At 56.1% G+C, this 25430-nt stretch carries 20 protein-coding genes and 2 tRNA genes; 6 read left to right on the forward strand and 16 right to left on the reverse strand.

What is annotated here, in order from left to right:
• Positions 1–3: 3 nt before the first annotated feature.
• From topA to fadB, 3 genes are all read right to left on the reverse strand, one after another.
• Positions 4–2640, reverse strand: a complete 2637-nt coding sequence (gene topA, locus SIC19_RS00475) for a type I DNA topoisomerase (protein WP_036208086.1) — start codon at positions 2638–2640, stop codon at positions 4–6.
• 247 nt (positions 2641–2887) lie between these two features.
• A complete protein-coding gene (gene fadA, locus SIC19_RS00480) occupies positions 2888–4063 on the reverse strand; it encodes an acetyl-CoA C-acyltransferase FadA (protein WP_036208088.1) in 1176 nt (391 codons plus the stop codon).
• 33 nt (positions 4064–4096) lie between these two features.
• Entirely contained in the window at positions 4097–6244 is a 2148-nt protein-coding gene (gene fadB / locus SIC19_RS00485) for a fatty acid oxidation complex subunit alpha FadB (RefSeq protein WP_127401139.1), read from the reverse strand.
• 447 nt (positions 6245–6691) lie between these two features.
• On the opposite strand from fadB, the gene SIC19_RS00490 reads away from it, so the two are divergent.
• Complete coding sequence (locus SIC19_RS00490) at positions 6692–7507, forward strand: hypothetical protein (protein WP_127401137.1); 816 nt, start codon at positions 6692–6694, stop codon at positions 7505–7507.
• 159 nt (positions 7508–7666) lie between these two features.
• A complete protein-coding gene (locus tag SIC19_RS00495) occupies positions 7667–8098 on the forward strand; it encodes a universal stress protein (protein ID WP_041333209.1) in 432 nt (143 codons plus the stop codon).
• Positions 8099–8119: 21 nt separating this feature from the next.
• Here SIC19_RS00495 and SIC19_RS00500 read toward each other — a convergent pair whose 3' ends face one another.
• From SIC19_RS00500 to SIC19_RS00525, 6 genes are all read right to left on the reverse strand, one after another.
• Positions 8120–8791, reverse strand: a complete 672-nt coding sequence (locus tag SIC19_RS00500) for a DUF6901 family protein (RefSeq protein ID WP_075196843.1) — start codon at positions 8789–8791, stop codon at positions 8120–8122.
• Positions 8788–10716, reverse strand: coding sequence for an ATP-binding cassette domain-containing protein (locus tag SIC19_RS00505; protein ID WP_127401136.1), 1929 nt, complete (start codon positions 10714–10716; stop codon positions 8788–8790). Before SIC19_RS00505 ends, SIC19_RS00500 begins: the two co-directional genes overlap by 4 nt.
• A gap of 1 nt (position 10717) precedes the next feature.
• Positions 10718–11527, reverse strand: coding sequence for an MOSC domain-containing protein (locus tag SIC19_RS00510; protein WP_127401134.1), 810 nt, complete (start codon positions 11525–11527; stop codon positions 10718–10720).
• 140 nt (positions 11528–11667) lie between these two features.
• Positions 11668–11743: transfer RNA gene (locus tag SIC19_RS00515), tRNA-Gly, on the reverse strand.
• A 77-nt stretch (positions 11744–11820) separates the two neighbouring features.
• Entirely contained in the window at positions 11821–12564 is a 744-nt protein-coding gene (locus SIC19_RS00520; protein ID WP_127401132.1) for a TetR/AcrR family transcriptional regulator, read from the reverse strand.
• A gap of 161 nt (positions 12565–12725) precedes the next feature.
• A complete protein-coding gene (locus tag SIC19_RS00525) occupies positions 12726–13328 on the reverse strand; it encodes a DUF924 family protein (RefSeq protein WP_036208113.1) in 603 nt (200 codons plus the stop codon).
• Between the two features lie 96 nt (positions 13329–13424).
• On the opposite strand from SIC19_RS00525, the gene SIC19_RS00530 reads away from it, so the two are divergent.
• From SIC19_RS00530 to SIC19_RS00545, 4 genes are all read left to right on the forward strand, one after another.
• Positions 13425–13811: a sirohydrochlorin chelatase gene (locus SIC19_RS00530; protein WP_036208116.1), complete on the forward strand. Its 387-nt coding sequence runs from the start codon at positions 13425–13427 to the stop codon at positions 13809–13811.
• 56 nt (positions 13812–13867) lie between these two features.
• Positions 13868–14773, forward strand: coding sequence for a TIGR01777 family oxidoreductase (locus SIC19_RS00535; protein ID WP_041333204.1), 906 nt, complete (start codon positions 13868–13870; stop codon positions 14771–14773).
• Between the two features lie 148 nt (positions 14774–14921).
• Positions 14922–14997 (forward strand) — tRNA-Glu (locus SIC19_RS00540).
• A 246-nt stretch (positions 14998–15243) separates the two neighbouring features.
• The gene (locus SIC19_RS00545; RefSeq protein WP_036208121.1) at positions 15244–17658 is read left to right on the forward strand and encodes an EAL domain-containing protein; all 2415 of its coding nucleotides are present in this window, start codon (positions 15244–15246) and stop codon (positions 17656–17658) included.
• A gap of 43 nt (positions 17659–17701) precedes the next feature.
• On the opposite strand, the gene der is transcribed toward SIC19_RS00545, so the two are convergent.
• The 7 genes from der to pilW form a co-directional block, all read right to left on the reverse strand.
• Complete coding sequence (gene der / locus SIC19_RS00550; RefSeq protein WP_036208124.1) at positions 17702–19126, reverse strand: ribosome biogenesis GTPase Der; 1425 nt, start codon at positions 19124–19126, stop codon at positions 17702–17704.
• Positions 19127–19188: 62 nt separating this feature from the next.
• A complete protein-coding gene (gene bamB / locus SIC19_RS00555) occupies positions 19189–20361 on the reverse strand; it encodes an outer membrane protein assembly factor BamB (RefSeq protein ID WP_127401130.1) in 1173 nt (390 codons plus the stop codon).
• Positions 20361–21017, reverse strand: coding sequence for a YfgM family protein (locus SIC19_RS00560; RefSeq protein WP_127401128.1), 657 nt, complete (start codon positions 21015–21017; stop codon positions 20361–20363). Before SIC19_RS00560 ends, bamB begins: the two co-directional genes overlap by 1 nt.
• 50 nt (positions 21018–21067) lie before the next feature.
• Positions 21068–22321, reverse strand: coding sequence for a histidine--tRNA ligase (hisS, locus tag SIC19_RS00565; RefSeq protein ID WP_412535615.1), 1254 nt, complete (start codon positions 22319–22321; stop codon positions 21068–21070).
• 67 nt (positions 22322–22388) lie between these two features.
• Positions 22389–23507, reverse strand: a complete 1119-nt coding sequence (ispG, locus tag SIC19_RS00570; protein ID WP_036208144.1) for a flavodoxin-dependent (E)-4-hydroxy-3-methylbut-2-enyl-diphosphate synthase — start codon at positions 23505–23507, stop codon at positions 22389–22391.
• A gap of 35 nt (positions 23508–23542) precedes the next feature.
• Positions 23543–24601 carry a RodZ domain-containing protein gene (locus SIC19_RS00575; RefSeq protein WP_127401124.1) on the reverse strand — a complete coding sequence of 353 codons (1059 nt, stop codon included), beginning with the start codon at positions 24599–24601 and terminating at the stop codon, positions 23543–23545.
• On the reverse strand, positions 24591–25373 hold the full coding sequence (gene pilW / locus SIC19_RS00580; RefSeq protein ID WP_126813246.1) for a type IV pilus biogenesis/stability protein PilW: 783 nt from the start codon (positions 25371–25373) through the stop codon (positions 24591–24593). Before pilW ends, SIC19_RS00575 begins: the two co-directional genes overlap by 11 nt.
• Between the last annotated feature and the right edge of the window lie 57 nt (positions 25374–25430).

Here is a 25430-nt window from a genome sequence, read left to right on the forward strand (position 1 = left end):
TAGTCACTTCTCTTTCGGCTGCCATTTGCCGTTCACAAACCACGCAGACCAGCCTGTCGCTTTGCCGTCCTTTTCCGACATCACATACTGCTCCTTGCTCTTCCGGCTGTAACGGATAACCGTCGGATTACCTTCCGGGTCACGCTCCGGAGCATCCATCAAGTAACCGTACTTGGGATCAATTTCCTTGCGGTGAGGTTTGATCTCCATAACCAGCGGCGGACGCGTCTCCCGATTCTTGGGAAACTTGCTGGCAGCCAGGAACAATCCGGAAGCGCCATCACGCAGCACATAGGTGTCTTCAACCTTCTGGCACTGCAGCTCAGGCATCGGCACCGGATCCATCTTGGGAGGCGCAGGCTCGCCGCTTTTCAGCAGCTTGCGTGTGTTCTTGCATTCGGTGTTGGTACAGCCGAAGTATTTCCCAAAACGCCCGGTTTTAAGCTGCATTTCGGAGCCGCACTTGTCGCACTCCAGGGTTGGACCTTCATAACCCTTGATTCGGAACGTACCCTTCTCCACTTCATAGCCGGAACAATCCGGGTTGTTACCGCACACATGGAGTTTGCGACCTTCGTCCACCAGGTAACTGTCCATGGCCGTTCCGCATTTCGGGCAACGCCGCTTCTTTCGGAGCAGACGGGTTTCACCTTCGCCATCGACATCTTCGTCCGCGCTGACAACCTCGTCACCGGACACCAGGTTGATGGTCGTTTTGCACCGTTCTTTAGGCGGCAGGGAGTACCCTGAGCATCCCAGGAAAACGCCGGTACTGGCCACGCGAATCTGCATGGGGCGACTGCAAGTCGGGCACGGAATGTCGGTCTCGGTCGGGGTATTCGCCCGCATGCTTCCGTCTTCGCCACTCTCGGCGGTTTCCAGTTGCTGACGGAAACGACCATAGAAATCATTGAGCACCTTTTTCCAGTCCACCTCGCCACCGGCGATGTCATCCAGCTCACCTTCCATTTTGGCGGTGAAGTCAAAGTCCATCAGGTTCGGAAAGGATTCCGACAACCGTTCGGTGACGATCTCGCCCATTTTTTCAGCGTAGAAGCGGCGATTCTGCAAACGGACGTAGCCGCGATCCTGAATGGTGGAGATAATCGATGCGTAGGTGGATGGCCGCCCAATACCCTGCTTCTCCAGCTCCTTGACCAGGCTCGCCTCGGTATAGCGCGGCGACGGCTTGGTGAAATGCTGGCTGGGATCGAGCTTCTTCAGTGTCAGGGTTTCGTCAACCTTGATGTCAGGAAGCGCGATATCTTCATCTTTCTTGGCCGACTGGGGCGCCACTTTGAGGAAACCCTCGAACTTGATGATCCGCCCCCGCGTACGAAGCTCGTAATCACCGTTGGCAACCACAATGGACGTGCTCAGAAATTCAGCATCAGCCATCTGGCAGGCAATAAACTGGCGCCAGATCAGGTCGTAGAGCTTCTCAGCATCTTTCTCCAGGCCGCTTATATCGGCCGGCCTACGACTAACATCGGTCGGACGGATGGCCTCGTGGGCCTCCTGGGCGCCCTCTTTGCTACCGTATACCCTTGGCTTCTCCGGCAGGAATTTATCACCGAACTGCTTTTTGACAAATTCGCGGCAACCGCTCACGGCGTCCTGGCTCAGGTTGGTCGAGTCGGTACGCATGTAGGTAATGAAGCCGGCTTCATAGAGGCGCTGGGCCAGCATCATGGTTTTCTTGACGCTGAACCCCATCCGGTTGCTGGCCGCCTGCTGCAGCGTGGACGTAATAAAGGGGGCGGAGGGACGTGAGCGTGTCGGCTTGTCCTCTCGTTTGGCCACCTTGAACGTGCCATCTTTCAGGCGGTCAACATGTTCGACACTCTGTTTCTCACTGACTGGACGATAGGCTTTATCGTCGTACCGGGTCACTTCAAAACGAACGGGCTGCTCGGCCTGCTTCGAAGCCAGGTCAGCATGCAACTGCCAAAACTCTTCGGGAATGAACTTGCGGATTTCCCGTTCGCGTTCGACGATAAGCCGGACCGCAACCGACTGAACCCGACCGGCCGAAAGGCCGCGTGCTATCTTTGCCCACAGCAATGGCGATACCATATAGCCGACGACCCGGTCGAGGAATCGACGCGCCTGCTGCGCGTTAACGCGGTTGTTATCGAGATTCCCCGGATCCTTGAAGGCCTCCTGGATGGCACGCTTGGTGATCTCATTGAACACCACGCGGCGATACTTTTCCGGCTCACCACCAATGGTTTGCTGGAGGTGCCAGGCGATCGCCTCCCCTTCACGGTCCAAATCCGTCGCGAGATAGATATGATCGGCGGACTTTGCCAACCGTTTGAGTTCGCTGACAACCTTTTCCTTGCCGGGCAGTATCTCGTATCGGGCGCTCCAGTCCTGGTCAGGATCCACCCCCATGCGGGCAACCAGTTGCTCCCTGGACTTCCGTTTCTTGTGAACCACCTTCTCTTCCGGGCTCATCTTGCGGGTCAACGCGGCCTGCCTGGCACGTTCTTTCGGATCTGACGTTGAGCCGCTACCGCTGACCGGAAGGTCGCGAATGTGCCCGACGCTGGACTTCACAATGAAGTCGGACCCCAGGTATTTGTTGATGGTCTTCGCTTTCGCTGGCGACTCGACAATAACGAGGCTTTTACCCATATCGGAGATCTGTGTCCTTGGCGATAATCGGTTAAAAAATCAGCAAACCGGAAACTCGCTGTAAAATCAGTCGGCTAGAAAACAGTCCATAGCCGCCACAAGTGTATAGGTGCATTGTTTTACAGGGTCAAGAAAAGCAAGACAACCCATTCTTTTATTTCCAGGCGCCTTTTTCTCCAGTCAGAGACAGGAAAGCCCGGCGTTTGCCGGGCCTCCTGAGACAGCGTTACTGATTCTGCTCAATGAATCAGAGACGCTCCCATACCGTTGCAATGCCCTGCCCCAGGCCGATACACATGGTGGAAACACCAAGCTTACCGCCTTTGGCCTGCATGACATTCAGCAGGGTTGTAGAGATACGTGCACCGGAACAACCCAGCGGATGCCCAAGGGCAATCGCGCCACCATTCAGGTTTACTTTCTCTTCCATTACACCCAACAGCTTCAGGTCTTTCAGGACCGGCAGGGACTGACCCGCAAAGGCTTCGTTCAGTTCCCAGAAGTCGATATCTTCGACTTTCAGGCCTGCGCGCTTCAACGCCTTCTTGGTGGCCGGAACCGGGCCGTAACCCATGATCGCGGGATCACAACCGGCAACAGCCATGCTGCGAATCCTGGCAACCGGCTTCAGGCCCAAAGCTTCAGCACGCTCTGCGGACATCAGCACCATGGCTGCGGCACCGTCAGTCAGCTGCGAGGACGTACCTGCAGTCACTGTACCGTTTTTCGGATCGAACGCTGGCTTCAGCTGACCCAGCGATTCAGCGGTGGTTTCGGGACGAATGGTCTCGTCTTCCTCGATCAGCACTTTAAAGCCGTTCTCGTCATGACCTTCAATCGGAACGATTTCGTTCTTGAAGCGGCCTTCCTGAGTGGCTTCATGCGCCAGGCGATGTGAACGTGCGCCAAACTCGTCCTGCTGCTCACGGGTGATGCCGTGCATCTTGGCGAGCATTTCTGCGGTCAGGCCCATCATATTGGACGCTTTGGCAGAGTACTTGGACGCAGCCGGGTTGTGGTCAAAACCGTCGGTCATGGGAATGTGACCCATGTGCTCAACACCACCCACGAAGAACACATCGCCGTTGCCAGTCTGGATCGCCTGGGCGGCGGTGTGGATCGCGCTCATGGCAGAACCACACAGACGGTTCACGGTCTGCGCAGCAGACTCATGAGGGATGCGGGTCAGCAATGAAATCTGACGCGCCACGTTGAAGCCCTGCTCTTTGGTCTGGTTTACACAGCCCCAGATCACATCTTCAACTTCTTTCGGGTCGAGCTTCGGGTTGCGCTCAAACAGTGCTTCGATAAGCGCAGCCGACAGGGTCTCCGCACGAACATTGCGGAAGCAGCCGTTTTTGGCACGCCCCATCGGAGTCCGCACGCAATCGACGACGACAACGTCTCTCGGATTAAGGCTCATAGATCTTTCTCCGTTCGGAAATCTCGTTCAGGGTTAGCCAAAGAACTTTTCGCCAGTCTTGGCCATTTCACGCAGCTTCTCGGTCGGATGGTACAGGGGACCAAGATCTGCAAACTTGTCTGCCAGCTCGACGAACTTGTCGACACCCATGTCGTCGATATAACGCAGGGCGCCACCACGGAACGGCGGGAAGCCGATACCGAAAATCAGGCCCATATCGGCGTCTGCCGGGTCTTCAACAATGCCGTCTTCCAGGCAGCGAACGGTTTCGAGGCACAGAGGCAGCATCATACGTGCGATGATGTCCTCGTCGCTGAAATCGTTCTTACCCTGAACAACCGGCTCAAGCAGCTTGTAGGTTTCTTCGTCGACAACCTTCTTCTGCTTGCCCTTGCGGTCCAGTTCGTACTTATAGAAGCCCTTGTCGTTCTTCTGTCCGTAACGGCTGTTATCGAACATCACGTCAATGGCGGTAGTACCTTCGTGCTTCATGCGGTCCGGGAAGCCGTCAGCCATGACTTCGCCAGCGTGCTTGCCGGTGTCCATGCCAACCACGTCCAGCAGATAGGCAGGGCCCATCGGCCAACCGAACTTCTCCATGACCTTGTCGACGTGCTGGAAATCCGCGCCGTCACGTACCAGGTTCACAAAACCACCGAAGTACGGGAACAGCACACGGTTGACCAAGAAGCCTGGGCAATCGTTGACCACAATCGGGGTCTTACCCATGGCCTTGGCGTAGGCCACTGTGGTGGCAATAGCCTTGTCACTGGTCTTCTCACCACGGATAACCTCAACCAGGGGCATCATGTGCACCGGGTTAAAGAAGTGCATGCCGCAGAAGTTTTCCGGACGCTTCAGGTTCTTGGCCAGAAGATCGATGGAAATGGTGGAGGTATTGGACGTCAGGATCGCGTCTTCACGAACATTGTCTTCGGTCTCACGCAGAACAGCGTCTTTAACCTTCGGGTTCTCAACAACGGCCTCAACAACCAAATCGACGTTCTTGAAGTCGCCGTAGTTGAGTGTCGGCGTGATGCTGTTCAGAACGTCAGCCATCTTGCTGGCGTCCATTTTACCCTTGTCAACGCGCTTGGAAAGAAGCTTCTTGGCCTCTTTAAGACCCAGAGCGATGCCTTCCTGGGCGATGTCCTTCATGATGATGGGCGTACCCTTCAATGCGGACTGGTAAGCCACACCGCCACCCATGATGCCAGCGCCCAGAACGGCCGCCAGTTTCACGTCATTGGCTTCCTTCTCCCAGGCCTTGGCCTTTTTCTTCAGCTCCTGGTCGTTCAGGAACAGGCCAACCAGGCAGGCTGCCACGTTGGTTTTGGCCATCTTGGCGAAGCCTTTAGCCTCAACCTCGATCGCTTTGTCACGGGTAAGGCCGGCATGCTTCTGCATGACCTTGATCGCCTCGACCGGTGCCGGATAGTTCTTGCCAGCCTGGCCGGCAACGTACGCCTTGGAGATCTCGAAAGCCATCATGCTTTCCATGGCGTTCAGCTTGATCTTGCCCTTCTTCTCTTCACGACGCGCCTGGTAATCCAGCTTGCCGTCGTTGCACTGGTTGATAATGCTGATGGCCGCATCTACCAGCTTCTCACCCTCAAGTACGGCATCAACTGCACCGACTTTAAGGGCTTTGTCGGCACGGTTCTCAGTGCCGCCGCAGATCCATTCAACCGCGTAGTCAACACCGACCAGACGGGACAGACGCACAGTGCCACCGAAACCTGGGAAAATGCCCAGCTTTACTTCCGGAAGACCTACTTTGGCCTTCTTGTCCATCACCCGGTAGTCCGTGGCAAGACACATTTCAAAGCCGCCACCCAACGCCATACCGTTGATCGCCGTTACGGTGGGGAAAGGCAGATCTTCAATCGCGCTGAATACTTCATTGGCCTTGAGGTTGTTGGCAACGAGGTCTTCTTCCGGCCCGGCAAACAGGTCGGTGAATTCCGTAATGTCGGCGCCAACAATAAAGCTGTCCTTGGAACTGGTCACAACCAGGCCTTTCAGGCCCTTCTGCGCTTCCAGTTTGTCAGTCGCGGCGCGGAGCTCTTCAATCGTGAGACGGTTGAACTTGTTCACTGACTCGCCCTGCAAGTCAAAGTTCAACTGAGCGATCCCGCCTTCGATCTCTTTAACCGTGATGGCTTTACCTTCGTAAATCATCAACTGATCTCCAGTCTGTGTTTGGAACTGCTGAAACAGCCGCACAAGCGCTTCGCAAGACGACCGCTGATGCAGCGAGATTTCGGTCACTGTTTTCAATCAATACCCGATCAAGCGATCCAAAAATTCATACAGTCGTTTGAATCGTGGTGTGACACGATGAAAAAAAACGGCTCGTTTGTCAATTTGTTTCTGGAAGAATCAACCCGACCAGCCTCGAAATGGACAGCCGAACGGCATCAGGAGGCGAATGGAATTGTTGTTTATCAAGTATGTAGTTCGAGGTATTGATGCGAAACGGTAGGTTTATCACGTAAATTTTAAATTTGTTTACATTTACTCCCGTAGCGCCCCCCAAAACAACTTGATTGGTCGGCGGAGTTACTTTACCTTCAGCCTAAGACTTTAGTCCACAATAATAAAACAGCCTTAACGGAGACCCATCCGATGAAAGACGCTCGCTTGCGGGTACGTTCCCTGGTAACGGCGCTCGCGCTGTTACTGATCACCTCCTTTACGGTCCGCGCCCAGGAAGGCGACGGCTTTCTTTCGGACCTGCATAATTTCCGGGTCAATAACTACATGGCACTCGACGCCTACTATCGGTTCAGCGCAAGCGGCGATACCGAAACCCTGAACGAGATTGTCGCCAGTATCAATGCCGCCAACGAATCCATGAATTCGGTCGCCGACAGCACCGCCGGCGTATTGTCCGGAGAACAGGTTGAAAGCCTCAACGTGGAGTTCGACAAATTCAAGGATCTGATGCGGAGCAACATCAACGACGTGCGCAACACCGGTTATCCCGACCTGCGCCTGGTGTCCGATATGGCGAACCAGGCGTTATCGATGAACCAGGTGGCTTCAGAGATGTACGCGGTTGCCCGGGAAAGCGCCGAAGTCGCAACTGCCCAGAGAGTTGAAGCCGCACGCTCGGCGGCAGTCACTATGGCACAGATGATGGCCAAGTACTCCGCCCGCACCCATTCCTCGGTATCGCAAACCTTCCAGGGCTCCTCCAACGACATCCCTCTTGACGAGCAGGCAAAGCAGTTTGACGCCTTCCTGTCACAGATCACCAAAGGCGGTGCCCAAGGCCCACTAAAAGCCGCTCTGGACGACCTGACCTCCAAGTGGGAGTTCATTCGGGGCTCCTATATTAACTATAACGACAACAACGTTGCGTTTGTGATCGACCGCTATTCCAAAGGCATTCTCCGGGGCCTGGAAACAACCATTGGCCTGTTGCGCGAAAACGCCTGACGTCCACTCCGGCTGGGGCAGATTGTAGCCCCAGCCAACTCTCCTTTTGTCACCTTTCCAGTCAGTCATTGATACCTGTCAGTGTTGGTTTACACTTATGGGACAAGGTACTGCTTTGGCACACCAAGAGTTTGACCCCATCCGCGAAGGAGCGATGCGATGTCGATCTATAAGAAGATACTGGTGGCAATCGATCTGACCGAAGAGGCCCCCCAGGTACTCAATAAGGCCGTCGAAATAAGCAAAGCCCATAGTGCTGAGTTGATGCTTGTGCACGTAGTGGAGCCTGTTGGCTACGCCTATGGGGGCGACATTCCGATGGACCTGACGGAACTTCAGGATCAACTGGACAAGGCGGCAAAGGAACAGCTTGCCGGGTACGGTGAAAAGTACAATGTTGGCAAAGACAATCAGATAGTGACGGTGGGGCGCCCTGAATCCGAAATCCATCGGCTGTCTGAAGAGCAGAGTGTGGACCTGGTCATCGTGGGAAGCCACGGCCGCAAAGGGTTCCAGTTGCTTCTCGGATCAACCGCCAACGGTGTGTTGCATGGCACCGTCTGCGATGTCCTTGCGATCCGCATCCAGTAGCCGGACGATGGCCGCGGCGCCCTAGTCGGCGCCGTCGCCCTTCATTTTTGCTTCCAGTTTTCGAAGCTGACTTTCCAGGGAAAAGCTCACACTGGAGGCCATTGAGAAGAAGTTCAGCAATGCCTTCAGGTTACTGTCCCCCTCGCACACCGAATGAATCCGCTGCCATAACGCCTGGTTGACCAACTGCAGGCGTTGATTTCTCTCCACCAGCCCTTTCAGTTCCCAGTCTGGCTCCTTGTGGTTACGTTTCGCCAGGTACTGCTGCAAAAGGTAGTGAGACACACTCCTCATGATGAATTCATCGTTGCTGGCAAACGGCAAGTGATGCACGGCCATCGACTTCAGTTCGGACAACACCGGACACCCGCTTGTCGCCATTTTCAGCCCCAGCAATGACCTCAGGGACTCCTCAAGCGTGGTGTCCTTGGAATAACGTCTGCGGTCGTCTGTAACCTCCACAGTCACCTTCTGGTAGGCGTCCTCTGCCTGAAAGGCGTTCACAACCGGAAGCATTTCAACGGCGGCGGGACATCGTGGCGACTCCGATGCTTTCAGCGGGCAGTTGGCGCATTGGCAGTGCTCCAACCTTGTCCAGCTCGGCAGGTTGCCCACCGGCTCAGCTGGCCGGTCCGTTACTTTAAACGTCTCGGAACGCTTGTCTTCAAATTTGAAGTGGTACGTTACATTCATTGATTCGCCTGTTCTTCCAGCTCCATCCAGCGCTCGATGACCTTCTCCAGGTGGGCTTCCTTGTCCCCGAGGTCCGCCAGGGTCGTGGAGACGCTCTCAGCGGGCCCGGAGTAGAATTCCGGATCGGAAATCTGTGCCCGAAGCTTTTCCAGTTCCGCCTCCAGCTCTTCAATCTGGCCCGGAAGTTTTTCCAGTTCAAGCTTCAGTTTGTAGCTGAGTTTTACGGGTTTTGTTTTTTTGGTGTCTGCCACTGCGGGCGCTTCCGGCTTCTTTTCCGGCACTGGGTTCTGGTTCTTTGGCGGCTTGGTGGCCTTTCGCCTTACCCCCTCAGAAGGGAACCGGCCACCCTGCCTCCGCCAATCGGTATACCCACCGACAAACTCCGCGACTCTGCCAGAGCCGTCCAGGAACACCGTATCAGTAGCGACGTTATCGAGGAACTCGCGGTCGTGGCTGATAACGATCACAGTACCGGCAAATTCCACCAGCCGGGATTCAAGTAACTCCAGGGTCTCCACGTCCAGATCATTGGTCGGCTCATCCAGCACCAGGATATTGGCAGGCTTGCTGAAGAGCTTGGCAAGAAGAAGACGCGCACGCTCACCCCCGGAAAAGACACGCACAGGGGACCGCGCCCGTTCCGGGCTGAACAAAAATTCCTGCAGATATCCCAGTACGTGCTTGCTTTGGCCGTTAATTTCGATGAACTCCCGCCCCTCGGACAGGTTATCCAGCGCATTGCGTTCAAGATCGAGCTCACCCCGGAGCTGGTCGAAGTAGGCGATCTGCAAATTGGTGCCGAGGCGAATTCGGCCATCTGTGGGCTTCAGGTCTCCCAGCATTAGCCGGACCAGGGTGGTCTTCCCAGTGCCATTTTCACCAACGAGGCCAATCTTATCGCCCCTTAGGACCGTCATGTTCATGTCGCGAATGACCACGGTACCATCAGGATAGGCAAATCCGGCATCACTGGCTTCCACCACCAGTTTTCCGGAACGGGCGGCGTCTTCCACCGAAAAGCTCGCAGTTCCACCGCGTTCGCGACGTTGCTGGCGTTCTTCACGCATGGCCTTTAGCGCCCTCACCCGGCCCATATTGCGGGTCCTACGAGCCTTGATCCCCTGGCGTATCCACGCCTCTTCCTGTTTTAGCCGCTTGTCGAACAACGCATTCTGGCGATCTTCCTCCTCCAGAGCCTTTTCCTTTAGGTCCAGATAGCGGTCGTACGTAGCGGCAAAACTCACCAGGTGCCCGCGGTCCAGTTCCACGATCCGCGTGGCCATGCGGCGTATAAATGCGCGGTCGTGGCTGACAAACAGAATCGCGCCACGGAATTGACCAAGGGCCTCTTCCAGCCAGGCAATGGCGGGCACATCCAGGTGGTTGGTAGGCTCATCCAGCAACAGGATATCCGGCTCGGTCACCAGGGCACGCGCCAACAGGACACGTCGCTGCCAACCGCCGGAAAGCGTGTTCAGACGCTGCTCCGGGTCGATGCCATATTGCTCGAGGATGGCGCCGACTTTCTGGTCCAGACGCCAGCCATCCAGCGCCTCAAGGCGCTCCTGTACTTTCATCAGCCGGTCCAGGCTGGCTTCATCCGCAGTCTGGGACAACCGATGAAATTCCGCGAGCAATTCCCCGGTCTCCGGGAAAGCACCGGAAACGGCCTCATACGCGGTTCGAGTATCATTGACGGGGAGATTCTGGGGCAGCACTGACAACACCGCACCGTCGTCCAGCCGGACAACACCGCCGTCCGCCGTTACCTCACCGCTGACGATCTTCAGTAGTGTGGATTTTCCCTCGCCATTCCTGCCAAGAAGACACACACGTTCACCTGCCTCGATGGTCATAGAGGCTTGGTCGAGCAATGGCTGCATGCCAAAAGCAAGGGATACGGCATCCAGCGTTAACAATGGCACGTTACTGATTCTCCGTTGTGGCAGTCGTTTGCAGAGTAATCGGATCACCGACCCGGATGGTCCCGTCCGATTCATGAATGGCGTTCATTCCGAAAATGACGCCGTCAGAGGTTCGCCGATAGGTTCCAAGCATCCTTAAAGGCTGCAGATCTACGGACTTTACGCCTTGGTCCGGATCCACGGTGGTCATAACACAGCGGGAACAGGGCTTTACCAGCGTGAATGCCGTTTCCCCGATGCGTGCAGATGTCCAGTTGTCCTCATCCCAGGCCCCCGCGCCCTCAACAACAATGTTCGGCCGGAACCTTCGCATATCGATGGCCGAATCAAGGCGCGTGTTCAGCTCTTCAAGGGACGCAAGGTTGGTGATCAGGAATGGAAAACCATCGGCAAAGCTGACCCGACGATACTCGGTAACCCGGCTCGCCTCAACGCGGCGGAAGGTTTCCTCGGGCATATACACAAAGCGAAATGTCTGGCCACAGTAGCGGGACAGCGCAGCAGATGCCTTGTCCTCTCCGTACACCGCTTTCGCCCAGTCCCGCCAGACCCTGACACGACACTCCTCAGTGTCCGGCAACAATGGAAACTCGCCCTCCCCCGGTATATCGACAAAGACCTGACCTGAGTCCAACCGGGTTTTGATCATGGCGAGTTCCGGATTGCTTCGCTGGGTAACGAACTCGCGCTCGGAATCAACGATCATCCAGCGACGGTCATCGGCCGGACCGAACTCGTCCAGAAGGAATGAAGAAACCTGGATTCCGGCCAGGGATTTGACCGGATAGACATACAACGAATGTACCTGCATGGGCGCTCCCGAAACACTGACGACAAGGCATCCAATATGACCTGGCAGTATAACCGAGAACAGGGTGTGAAGACTGTGGCTTGCAGGCTAAAAATGAAAAACCCGGCCTTTCCTTTCGAAAAGACCGGGTTTTTGGAATCTGGAGCGGGAAACGAGATTCGAACTCGCGACCCCAACCTTGGCAAGGTTGTGCTCTACCAACTGAGCTATTCCCGCTTGATCAACGGACGCGTATTCTACGGATTCATCCTGGTTCGTCAACTCTTTTTTCAGGACCTTTTTCATCCCCATATTCAGACCGGTACGATCTTCTGTTCGCCTAACGCCAACCCGATCACGCGCGCAACGGTCTCAGACAGTGCGGCGTAATCCACACGCTGATCGTTGAGTAAAGAATCGTATCCCATACCCAGAGTGACATTCACCAGCAGCGTTGCGTCTCTCTCCGGTGATGGCGAATCCAGCCGCTTCAGTATCTGCCGCAGGCCTGCGGTCCAGGCTTCACGATAGCTTCTTGCCAGGCCCGCAAGACGGTCATCCCTTAACGCTTCCATAAGGAACACCTGCTCCGCCAGCATCTGCTGCCTTCGCTTTGTAAACTGCTCATGGAGATAGGCCGTCGATATTACCGACAAACGCGCAGCCAATTCCTTGCGTTGGGGACCATTGCGCCGAAGGGTTTCTGCAGGGGTGGTATCCAGCACCAGATTGATGGTGTCATAAAAGCCATCAAGATTGTCCCGGGCTTTTTCAGCGAAAAGCATGAATGAGTCACTGATCAATTCATGAATATCGCGAAAGTAATAGGTGGTGGCGGCCAGAGGCACTTTCGCTTCCCTCGCAACAGCTCGATGCTTGATGCCTCGCAAACCGTCACGAGCTGCAATTCGAAGGGTCGCCTCCAGGATTTTAAGACGCCGTAGCTCGCTTTTTACACGTAAGGTCTTGCGCCCCCTGTAGCGAATCGACTGCCGAAGTAATCGGTTCTCCGGCAGTTCACTGTTCGCCTGGAGTGCGGGGTTCTGTAACTGCCCCATGGCTGGTTTTCCTTGTTTCGATCGCCGGCCGCCTGCAATGGCCCTGAGACCTGTGCAGCGAAGCCTGATTCTTGTTAGTTTTTGTAAATTCTGCCGCATAAGGCGCCATGAAACCTTGATGGGCTTGGCAGTTCCGGCCTGTTGAACGGATTTGAAGGCATTTATTGGCCGAAGCGCTTACCGTTGGTCAGGTAGGCTTGCTCCTCCGGGCTTGAGGAGCGTTTCAGTGCCTGGTTGCGGTGTGGAAAACGGCCAAATTGGTGGATGATATCCCGATGGTCACGGGCGGATTGTAGAAAACTCTCCATAAAATCTCCGACAATGCCATCGGTGGCGGCGGCCAATTGCGAGTAACACTCCACAGACAGATCCTGATCCTCACGTTTTTCCGAGTGCTGCAGCGGCATATAGAGGAAGCCCCGCTTTACCGGGGGCAATTCCATGTCCTGTCCATCACGCATCGCTGCCTTACAGAGCTTTACAGACAACCGGTCATTGGAAAACGCCAGCGCTCCGCCCCGATGTATATTCCGTGTGAACTGATCCAGCAGGATGATCTCTGCAAGAGCCCCACCGGCCGTCTTGCGCCAGTGCCGCAGACCGTCCTCTGACGCAAAAAGGACCATCGACAGGAAGCGTCGCCGGATTTCCTGGTCGAAGGCACGCGTGGAACGGAACCAGCGATTCCTGTGAAAGCTGTCCGGCAGGCCGTGCTCATCAAGTTCACCAAACCAGAAATCCAGAATCTCTTTCCAATCGAACATATACCCATCCTATCGTCATCGAGCAGCACAGTGGCAGGCCTGCGGCTGCTACACTTTAGATTACTATCCCAGCTTTTATTCATACCAGGAGATACTATGAACGGAGAAGCTCCCCGAATAATCCTACTTGCCCATGGAAGCAGCGATGAGCGCTGGTGCCGGACGTTCGAAGCATTGGCAACCCCGACACTTGAATCTGTACCCGGGTCCCGCATTGCCTATATGGAACTGGCAGAGCCCTCCCTGGATACGGTTATCAGCGAGGGAGCAAGTGAAGGCGTCCGACAGTATACCGTCGTGCCGCTATTCCTGGCGGCGGGCCGTCATCTCAGAAAAGACGTTCCCGCGATGATCGAGGGGCTACAAAGCCAACACGAGGTCAGCATTACGCTTGCACCACCCATCGGTGAGAATCCCGAACTGGGGAAAGCCATTCGTGACGTTGTGATCCACGAACTCGACAGCCACAAACAGCCGGCATAACCCATCACCGACAACTATCAATAGCCGACCATTAACCGACCCAGGAGCGAGCAGCAATGGATAATCGGATTCTGATCACCGGAGGCACCGGATTCATCGGCCAATCATTGTGCCAACAACTGATCAGCAAAGGCTACGCCCCAACCGTCTTCAGCAGACAGTCCACGGCAAACGTTCAGGCTCTTTGTGGACGTGTAGAGGCGTTGGGAGATCTCGAGCTGCTACGAGGCCACCCGGGGTTCGGTGCGGTTATCAACCTGGCTGGCGAAGGCATCGCCGATAAACGATGGTCCGATCGCCGCAAACAGGAACTGCGGGACAGCCGTATCGGCCTTACTAGCCTCCTGGCGAACGTGATAAGGAGCTGGGAATCACTCCCGCGCGTGCTGGTGTCCGGTTCTGCTGTGGGTTTCTACGGCGACCAGGGCCGTGAACGCGTGACTGAGCAAACGTTGCCCCATGACGAATTCACTCATCGCATGTGCCGTGACTGGGAACAGGAAGCTCTGAGCCTGGAGGCTGACGGCGTTCGCGTATGCCTGTCGCGGACGGGGATTGTTGCCGGCCCCGGTGGCGGTTTCCTGCAGCGCATGCTTCTACCCTTCCGCCTGGGTCTTGGGGGGCGACTTGGCGACGGCGAACAGTTCATGCCATGGGTTCACCGGGACGACGTGGTCGCAGCGCTTGTCTGGATGCTCGAATCCGACAAGGCCAACGGCCCCTACAACGTCGTGAGCCCCAACCCGGTCACCAACCGGCAGTTTACAAAGTGTCTTGCCGGCGTTTTGGGCCGGCCGGCCATTTTCCCGGCACCAAGTCCGGTCCTTAAGTTGGCGCTGGGCGAAATGTCCCGGTTGTTACTGACCGGCCAAATGGCCATACCCGAAAGACTCGAAGCCGAAGGGTTCCATTTCCAGTATCCTGAATTGGGTCCAGCCCTGGCGGATTCGGTAAGGTACTGAGGCGGTCCTCGGAAAGGCTCAGGGCAGCTTCCTCGACCAACCTGCTGTGCTCGCGAAAGCTATTATTTTTTTAAAAACCGTTTGACAGCTCGTATCGCCTTACTTAATATACGCGCCACCTCGACGAGGCAAGCTTTTGAAGCGATGCGTCCCCTTCGTCTAGTGGCCTAGGACTCCGCCCTTTCACGGCGGCAACAGGGGTTCGAACCCCCTAGGGGACGCCATTTTTTCAGCTTCTTTTTCGTTGCAGGTCCACTCTGCACTCCCAATCGATCAGCCCTGCATGCGCAGGCGTTCAACACCCCCGATCATCGCCCGCTCCCAAGACATTAACAAATCCTGAACAGTGACACATTTCTCCCGATTTTTCCTGTATTTGCGAGGCATTTGCAAGAAACTGCTGCTATAGTCCTGAGAACACCGTCTGACCATGCTCATTGAAACCTGCCAGGGTGGCCGAAGTATAGGACATGCAAAAACTGTTGACTCGCCTGCAACGATTTCGAACCGGGTCTCCCCTGTCCTTCAGGCTGCTCGCATACATCCTGTTGTTCAGCTCGTTGTTCACGCTCATCTCTTCAGCTATCCAGATATACTCGGATTACCGGAAGGACCTGTCGCAGATCGACAGGCGCATGATGGTTGTCGAAACCGGCTATACCTCCAGTCTGGCCCGCAGCCTATGGGCGCTGGATCAGAAACTCCTACAGACCCAGCTCGAAGGCATACTCAGCCTGCCAGACATCGTTCACCTACGCCTCAAAATTGAACCGGATTCCGAACTGGTCATGGGCGAAATCCCTCGCAACGCCCAGACAATCAGCCATACGTTCAAGCTCACCCACCAGGGTGATGAAATGTTCAGTTTGGGTCAGTTGACCATCACCGCCGATCTGAAGCGGGTGTTCTCGGACATGCGCCAAAAAGTCGTAGTGGTGCTGACCACCCAGTTCCTGAAGACCTTTTTCGTTTCGATCCTGATCATCTGGATTTTCCAGCACTTCATTGCGCGGCACCTGACCACCATGGCCAACTACGCCCGCAATTTCTCACTCAACAACCTGTCAGACCCGCTTGAACTGGACCGACCGGACACCCAACTGAATCGAAATGACGAACTGGCCCAGGTCACCGTTGCCATCAACCAGATGCGGGAACGTCTCAACGATGACCTCGAGCGACAGGAGCGCGATGCCCAGGAAATCCGAAAATTCTCCAAGGCGATTGAGCAAAGCCCGTCATCGGTGCTGATTTGTGATCGCCAGTGGCGTATCGAATACGCCAACCAGAAATTCAGCCAGCTCACCGGCTACGACGCTGCCACCATCGCCGGAAAACACCCGGGCGTGCTATCCGAGGATGCACAGGCCCATCGAGAAAACCGCCAACTGTGGCAATCCATCCGACTTCAGGTCCAACGCGTGGGGGTCTGGCAGGGGGAAATCAACAGCGTTCGCAAGAACGGTGAGCGCTTCTGGGAACAACTGATCGTAACCCCCATCAAGAATTCCAAGGGCGAAGCCACCGGCTACCTGATTCTTGGCGAAGATATCAGCATTCGCAAGCGCTACGAGCAACAACTGCTCAGACAGGCTAACTACGACATCCTGACCGGGCTTCCCAACCGGATGCTCGCCCTGGATCGCCTGAAACTGGCCCTGGCCCAGGCAAGACGCGAAAGCTCCCTGGTTGGCGTGATGTTTCTCGACCTGGACAACTTCAAGCACATTAACGATACCCTTGGGCACGACGCCGGTGACAACCTCCTGATAGAGGCCGCACGACGGATTTCCAGCTGCCTTCGGGGTACCAGCACCGTCGCCAGGCTTGGTGGTGATGAGTTTCTGGTGATATTGCCCGGCCTGACGGGCCCCGAGGCGACGTCACAGGTGGCAGAGCGTATCCTCAAGACCTTTGCCCCTCCTTATTTGCTGAATGGCCAGGAAGTGTTCGTAACCACCAGTATCGGTATCTCCGTTTTCCCGAACGACTCCGATAACAGCGGCACCCTGCTTCAACACGCCGATGCCGCCATGTACCAGGCCAAACACAAGGGTAAAAGTGCCTATGCTCTCTTTGCTCCGGAAATGACGGAAGTCTCCCATGAACGGCTGCAGATGGAATCGCTGATGCGCCGGGCCCTGGAGCAAAAAGAGTTTGAGCTCTACTACCAGCCCATTGTTCGCACTGAGTCCGGACAACTGTGCTCTGCCGAAGCCCTGCTGCGCTGGAATAACCCCGGTATGGGTATGGTCATGCCCGACCGGTTTATACCCCTGGCGGAAGAAACCGGCCTGATAACGCCGATTGGTGAATGGGTGTTACGGGAAGCCTGCCTGGCGGCCATACGCTGGAAAGAGTCCACTGGTACGGACATCGGCATTTCAGTCAACGTATCTCCCAGGCAATTCAGGGATCCGGGCTTTGTCGACACGGTCATGAATGCTCTCAAAGCCAGCGGCTTGCCCCCCCAGCAACTGGAACTGGAAATCACTGAGCGACTGATCCTTGATAACACCATAGAAACCGCCGATATCCTGCGGCAACTCGATCAATCCGGCATTCGCCTGTCAGTTGATGACTTCGGTACCGGCTATTCGGCGCTCAGCTACCTCAAGAGCTACCCTTTCGATACCCTGAAAATCGACAAATCCTTTGTCCAGGACGTGATGAAGGAGCGGGAGGACGCCTCGCTGGTGAAGGCCATTATCAACATGGCCCACAGTCTTGGCTTGAGTGTAATTGCAGAAGGCGTGGAAGAAGAAGCCCAGACACACTTCCTGCAACAGGAAGGCTGTGACTATTCACAAGGCTATTTCTACAGCAGGCCGATGCCCGAAAACGAGTTTCAGGAGTGGCTAAAGACCAACCATCGCGCCCTTTGATGCAGCACCGACTGCCTGGCGCTGCCCCGACGGTCGGATCGTTTCAGCGTTTCTTGCTCTTCATTCGCGCTTTCTTCCGCACCGGCCGCCCTTTCTTCAGGTCATTGTCCTGTTTGACCTTCTGACGCGGCGTCAGCCGGCTAACCTTATTAGCGAACGGGTTTTCACTGGAACGGAACTCGAAGCGAATGGGAGAACCATTGACCTTCAGCACTTTACGGAAGGTATTCTCCAGATAGCGTTTGTAAGCCCCTGGCAACGCGTCAGTCTGATTGCCATGCACCACAATCACTGGAGGGTTGGACCCACCCTGGTGGGCGTACCGCAGCTTTATTCGACGCCCCTGCACAAGCGGCGGCTGGTGTTGGGCGGTAGCATCCTGGAGGATGGCCGTCAGGCGATTGGTCGGCCACTTGGCCATCGCTGACTCATAGCAGGCGTGAACCGAATCGTACATGACGCCCACACCGGAGCCGTGAAGGGCAGATATGTAGTGCTTGTCAGCATAATCAAGAAAGTCCAGGCGGCGCTGAACCTGCTCTTTTACCTTGGCCCGGTCGTCCGGGTCCATGCCGTCCCATTTGTTGACCGCAATCACCAGGGAACGGCCGGCATCCAGAACAAAGCCAATCAGATGAAGATCCTGGTCCACCAGACCTTCCCGGGCGTCGATAACCAGGATGACCACATGGGCGTCATCGATAGCCTGGAGGGTCTTGATGATGGAAAACTTCTCCACCACCTCACTGACATTCTTGCGCCGGCGAACACCGGCCGTATCGATTAGTGTGTACTGGTTATCCATGCGTTCAAACGGGATGTAAACGCTATCCCGGGTGGTGCCGGGCATGTCATAGACGATCACCCGGTCCTCTCCGAGCATGCGGTTGACCAATGTTGACTTGCCCACGTTCGGTCGCCCGACAATACCAATGCGTATGCCCGGATAACGATCGGCACGGTCCTGCCCTTCGCGCTCTTCCTCGGACGGCAGCAACTCTTCCAGCATGGAGCGAATGCCCCGGTTGTGAGAGGCAGCAATCAGATAGGTAGATTCAAAGCCCAGGCCGTAGAAATCGGACGCGGCGATGTCGGGGTCCTGGCCATCCGTCTTGTTGACCACCAGATGCGCCCGCTTGCCGGTTTTCCGAAGATGGGCAGCAATCAGTTCGTCGCCGCCATTGAGGCCGGCCTTGCCATCTACCAGAAACAGGACAATGTCAGCTTCCTCGACAGCCTGCATGGACTGGCGGGCCATTTCAGCGTCCAGGCCTTCCTCACCCCCGGTCAGGCCACCGGTATCAATCACGATAAAGCGCTGCCCTTCGTAATTGCCCTCACCGTATTTACGATCACGGGTTAAGCCGGGGAAATCCGCTACAAGCGCATCCCGGGACCGCGTCATTTGATTAAACAGTGTCGATTTGCCCACGTTGGGGCGCCCGACAAGAGCAATTACAGGGGTCATAGTCTTTCGCTACACATTAAACAGGGCCCGCGCTTCACAGCGATAGGGCCGGAAAGGAGCACTCAGTCGAGCGTCCGGAGTTTCAATACCGACAGTTTACCGCTATTGCCATACACAAGAAGGTTACCGTTCTGCAGGCGCTGGAAAGGCACCCGCAGGCCCTCGTCGTCAAATTCAAGCTGACCCACCAAGCTGCCGTCTTCCAACGACAACATATGAATATACCCCTCGAAATCACCTATCAACAGGTAATCCTCATAGACAACCGGCTGCGTTGGCTGCCGCCAGGATAACCGGTCCTGAACCCACAGCTCGCGACGGTCGGAACCGCGGTAGGCCGTGATATCGCCGTTGGCACCCGCGACAAAAATATTACCGTTGCCGATCATTGGTGACTGCAGGCTGGAGGCGGGACGACTCCAGATTTCCTGTCCGGTTTGCAGGTCAACCAGCGCAAGCTTGCCCTGATAGCCCACAATCATCGCCGCGCTCTCTAGAATCAGCGGCTCACCGGCCACATCAACAAGCCGTTCAAGCTCGGTACGGCCCTGCGGCTGGCCCACTTCATACTGCCAAACGGGCTGGCCGGTCTCAGTGGAGATCGCCATGAGCTTGCCGTTGGCCAGTGAAGCCAGCACAAGGTCTGCCCCGACAAGCGGCGACGCCGCTGCACGTATTGACAGGACCGGGACATCACTGTCGTATTGCCATGCCTGCTCCCCGGAGGCGGTATCAAACGCCAGCACCTTGCCATCAATGGTCTGTGTCACCACCAGGCGCCCATTGGACTGGGGGGATGCCAACACTTCGTTGGGCAAAGGCTGCCGCCAAAGCGCAGAACCATCTTCGCGCGACAGGGCCATCAGCTCAGCATCACGGGTGACCAGGTACAGGTTTCCCTGATCGCCACCAACGCCGGCACTGATTTCCTCGTCAAGATCCCGGAACCAGAATACCTCGCCGTTTTCGGAGCCGACGGCATAAACCTCGCCATCGGCTGATGCCGCATACAAACGGTCTCCGGTGTTCAGAGGGGCGAGGTACAGGAAGTTGTCATCATGCCCGTCCCCAACACCCATACTCCAGACAGGCTCAAGCCCGACACTGGATGAAATCTCCGGAACCGGTGCAGGTTGCTCAAAGGTGTCGCTGGTACTACATCCTGCAAGGACAGCCAGTGTCAGCATACCCGCAAGCGAAAGGAGTCTGGTATGCCCGTTAACCAACCAGGGCATCAGGCTCCCTCCTCAACACCAAGGTCGGATAGCTTGAGCTCAAGAATGCCGCTACGACCCTGCTGGTTCATTTCACGGGCCGCCAGATACGCTTCTCGAGCCCCCTCACGATTACCCTGGGCTAGCAGGATATCGCCTTTAAGCTCGGTAAAAATAGCGCCGAAACTGCCGGTATTGTCCGTACCCTCAATGGTTGCCAAAGCATCTTCGTACTGTTTCGCCGAGAACTGGGCGCGGGCCAGGCGGTTGCGAATAACCAGCGCCAACGCTCCGCTTTCGCCGGCTTTTTCCTGTGCCCAGGTCAGGGACTCGATCGCCCCTTCCGGATCGCCCTGGTCCATAACCTGCTGGCGAGCAAGCATCAACATGCCATAGATAGCGAAAGCGCTGTCGCTGTATTCTTCTCGCAGGTTCTCGGCCACGTAAGCAACGGTATCTGCGCGATTTTCATCGCTCTCATCGCTGTAGGCATTGATCAGCTCGGCAAACTGGGAAGCCGCTTCCGTACGCTGCTGCATTTGATGGTTCTGCCAGGCCTGCCACCCGAAAACAATAGCCAGCGCCGCACCGACACCGATCAGAAGCGAGCTGCCATTCTTTTTCCACCAGTCCTTGATTGCCTGGACCGTTTCTTCCTCAGTACGCATTTCAGCCATGATGACTCCTGCAATAGATGTTTATTATGCTGTAGCTCGTCGGCGCGCCATCAGCGGCCAAGCAATTCTTTCAGTGCCACTGCCAGGTCGCCCTGGGCAACGTCTTGCTGCGCCTCATCCGAACGTAACGGCTTAAGGCCGGCGGTCCCGCTGGCAACCTCATTCTCACCCAGAATGACTGCGTAACGGGCGCCACTGCGATCAGCCTTCTTCATCTGACTCTTAAAACTACCGCCACCGCAGTGCCCCATCACCGTCACACCCGGCAAGGCATCGCGAAGGGATTCACACAACGCCAATGCTGGGGCCACGGTGGATTCACCCATAGCCGCAACATACACGTCTGCATTGCCATTGGCACTGTCTGGCACAAGATTGAGCGTTTCCAGCAGCAAAATCAGTCGTTCGAGCCCCATGGCGAAACCGACCGCCACCGTTGGCTTGCCTCCCAACTGCTCCACCAGCCCATCGTAGCGACCACCGGCGCAGATCGTCCCCTGGGAGCCCAGGCTGTCGGTAATCCACTCGAATACGGTTTTGCCATAATAATCGAGCCCGCGAACCAGCTTTGGATTCACCGTATACTCAATGCCAGCCGCGTCCAGCAACGAACGCAATTGGCGGAAATGATCCCGTGATTCATCATCGAGGTAGTCATCCAGGCGAGGCGCGTCCACCAGAAGCTTCTGTGTGACCGGGTTCTTGCTGTCCAGAATGCGTAGCGGGTTCGAGCCAAGACGCCTTTGGCTGTCTTCGTCCAATTGATCCCGGTAGTCCGAGAGGTACGCGACCAGCGCCTCGCGGTATTCCCGACGGGCAGCAGACGTACCTATGGAATTGATTTCCAGGCGGGTGTGTTCACTCAGTCCTAGCGCGCGCCAGAGCCTGGCCGTCAACACGAGGAGCTCAGCATCAATATCCGGGCCGGTCATGCCAAAACATTCCACGCCGATCTGGTGGAACTGACGGTAACGGCCTTTTTGGGGGCGCTCATGACGAAACATGGGGCCGGTGTACCAAAGCCGGCGGGTCTGATTAAAAAGCAGACCGTGTTCTTCGGCGGCGCGCACGCAGCCGGCCGTACCTTCGGGGCGCAGGGTCAGGCTGTCACCGTTGCGATCCTCAAAGGTGTACATCTCTTTCTCAACGATATCCGTCACTTCGCCAATAGAGCGCTTGAACAGGTCCGTCTGCTCAACCACCGGCATGCGAATTTCCTGATAACCGTACTGGGAAAGCACTTTCCTGACCGTGTCTTCCACAAACTGCCACACCGGCGTCTGCTCTGGCAGGATATCGTTCATCCCGCGGATTGCCTGGATCTTAGCCAAGTTACTACCTTATCTGTGTCGGTGATTTGACGATCTGCTCTCAGTCGGCCGAGCGGGTAATGATCGCTTCTTCCTTTTCCTTGCGACGCGCCACTTCCTCACGGATCAGCCGTTCCAGGTCGTCGGTCAGGTTGGCATTGTCGAGCTTCTGATTAGGCTTGCCCGACGCGTAGAACAGGTTCTTGGGGCTGCCGCCGGTCAAGCCCAGGTCAGCAACCTTTGCCTCGCCCGGCCCGTTTACAATACAGCCAATGATGGCAACATCCAGGGACTCGTTGACATCTTCCAGACGAGCCTCAAGGTCATTCATGGTCTGGATGACATCGAAATTCTGGCGTGAGCAGCTTGGGCACGCGACGAAGTTGATACCCCGGCTGCGCAGGCGCAAGCTTTTGAGAATATCGTAGCCGACCTTGATTTCCTGCACCGGGTCTGCCGCGAGCGATACTCTGATGGTATCCCCAATGCCGTCCATCAGCAGCATGCCCAGGCCAACAGAGGACTTCACTGTCCCGGAGCGAAAGCCACCAGCCTCGGTAATACCCAGATGCAGGGGTTGTTCTATCTGTGCAGCAATCTGACGATATGCCGCCACCGTCATGAAGACCTCTGAGGCCTTCAGGCTCACCTTGAAGTCCTGAAAATCATGACGGTCGAGAATGTCGATATGGCGCATGGCCGACTCAACCAGAGCCTCGGGTGTCGGTTCCCCGTACTTACGTTGCAGTGCCTTTTCCAGCGAGCCCGCGTTGACGCCAATACGAATCGGGATATTGCCATCCCGCGCGGCGCTGATCACGGCGCTGACACGGTCATCCCGACCGATATTACCCGGGTTGATACGAAGACAATCAACACCCAGTTCCGCCACCCGCAGAGCAATTCGGTGATCGAAATGGATGTCAGCCACCAATGGTACCGACACCATTGAGCGAATCTTGCCGAACGCTTCCGCAGCATCCATTGTAGGCACGGATACCCGCACAATGTCCGCTCCAGCTTCCTGCAGGGCGCGGATCTGGCCAACGGTTGCATCCACGTCACAGGTGTTGGTGTTGGTCATGCTCTGGACAGCAATAGGCGCATCGCCACCCACGGGAACATCGCCTACCATTATCTGGCGTGATTTGCGTCTTTTGATCGGAGATTCGTGATTCATATAGCCTGCTAACCGCAAAAGAGGGTTCGAAACGTTCAGATATCCAGCGAGAATTCTGCTCGGTTGTTGACGACCCGATAACCGGAAAGGTCAATCGGTTGGCCATCAAATCTTATAGATTCGATGGCATCGACTGCGCCGACAACAACGTCGATGGGCAGCCTGCCTGATACATTAATCCTGTCACCATCCCGTTGCAGGGATCCCACCAGGCGATTGCCCGCCGAATCGGTTACCTGAACCCAGCACTCATCGCTGAATGTCATTTCCAGGCGAGCGCTGCCGACGGCAGCCGTTGGCTGGGCGCTCTCCTGAAACGCTGGCTCCGGCTCACTGGTCACCACCGGAACCTGGCTCTCATCAATCTCATCGACAGCAGGTTGCGCAGCGGGAGCGGAATCGTCTTCAACCGTCGGGGCCGGAGAGCCAGAGACCTGCTCATTCACCTGAGGGTCCTCAGGCAGCTCTGCCAACTCGCTATTGTCCTCAACGATCGACGCTTCATCAACCGGCGCGGATAGCCTATCGGCCTCTTCCTCGGTTTCAGGCTCGGCTAACTCGGTATCGACAGTGTCGTCCACCGACACCGTCTCTTCGGACGGTTCAGGCTGCGCGGGAGCAGCCGTTTCCGAGGACACAGCCGGTTCCGTCGTGTCGCCTGTTATACCGTCCAATTCGCCCATAAAGCGCAATGCGAGAAAGGCAATTACTGCTATGGCCAGCAGGAGAAGCAGAAACTTTGCAACGCGTCGCTTGCGACGCCTGCGACGCTCGATATCAATCAGCGGATTCGCTTCTTCTGCCTGCACTTTTTGCTGTCGTAGCGGTTCGAGCTCCTCATCCAGCGTCGCGATCACCGCATCCGGATCAAGGTCAACCTGTCGTGCGTAGGTTCTGACATAGCCTTTAAGGAACAGTTCACTGTCGATCTGTTCATAATGCCCGTCCTCTATCGCCTGTATTATCGCCGGGCGAAGGTGCTGGGCATCGGCCACGGCGGAAACACTGAGCCCCTTCTGCTCACGCGCACGTTTGAGCAACTGGCCCGTAGGCTCACTCAGGCCCGACGGTTGTTGTGCGTCATCACTGTCCATTGGATGTCATCACCCTGTATTGTTGGTATTCGACAGAGTTTGGAAAATTGTTCTTCAGTTGGAGCGCAAGACTCGATTCCCGGTTCCTGTCGCCCTGATGCCGGGCAATGCGGATGCCGGTAAAAAGACTTTCAGGAGAATGGCGGAGATTCTGGTTCCGTTGCATCAACGTCATCAGGCGGCTGTAGTGACGAGAGGCGGCCTGGAGCTCTCCGGATTCGACCAACGTCCGTGACAGCGCAAGCAGTGACTTTGCATCACCACGGGATAATTCAACGGCGCGCCGGTACGCCGTCGTGGCGCCCTCAAGGTTGCCAATTCTCTCTTCCGTCAATCCTAGGTTAAAAAACACGGATGCCCTGTCGTTGTAGGACGTATCCCTCGACGCGGCCAGAAACTGTTCACGGGAGTCCTCGAATCGGCCCGCACCGTACAGGAAGGCACCGTAATAAACCCGCCCGCGGGTATAGCCCTGATCACTATCGAGTGACTCCCGGAACGACCGCTCAGCCAGTTCCGGTTCGCCCTCGGCGTTATAGATCAGCCCCATGGCTGCCAGCGCCCCGGGGTCATCGGGAGACAATTCTAGTGCTCGTTCAAGGTGATGCCGGGCCCTTTCGAGATTATCCTGGCCGATGTAGGCGGTACCCAACTGGACATAATTCCTGACGGCCTTGTCGCGATCTGCCTCGCGGGCAAACCGGCTATCGGTATTGGTCACACACCCTGCGACAAACATCGCCAGCAATACCACGACAAGCGCGGCTCGCATCCTTTTCACTGGAATAAATGTCACAGTCGGCAATTCCTCTTGAATTGGAAGGTGCAT

It is taken from the genome of Marinobacter sp. MIT930201 (assembly GCF_047122665.1).
In the GTDB taxonomy this organism is placed as follows: domain Bacteria; phylum Pseudomonadota; class Gammaproteobacteria; order Pseudomonadales; family Oleiphilaceae; genus Marinobacter; species Marinobacter salarius.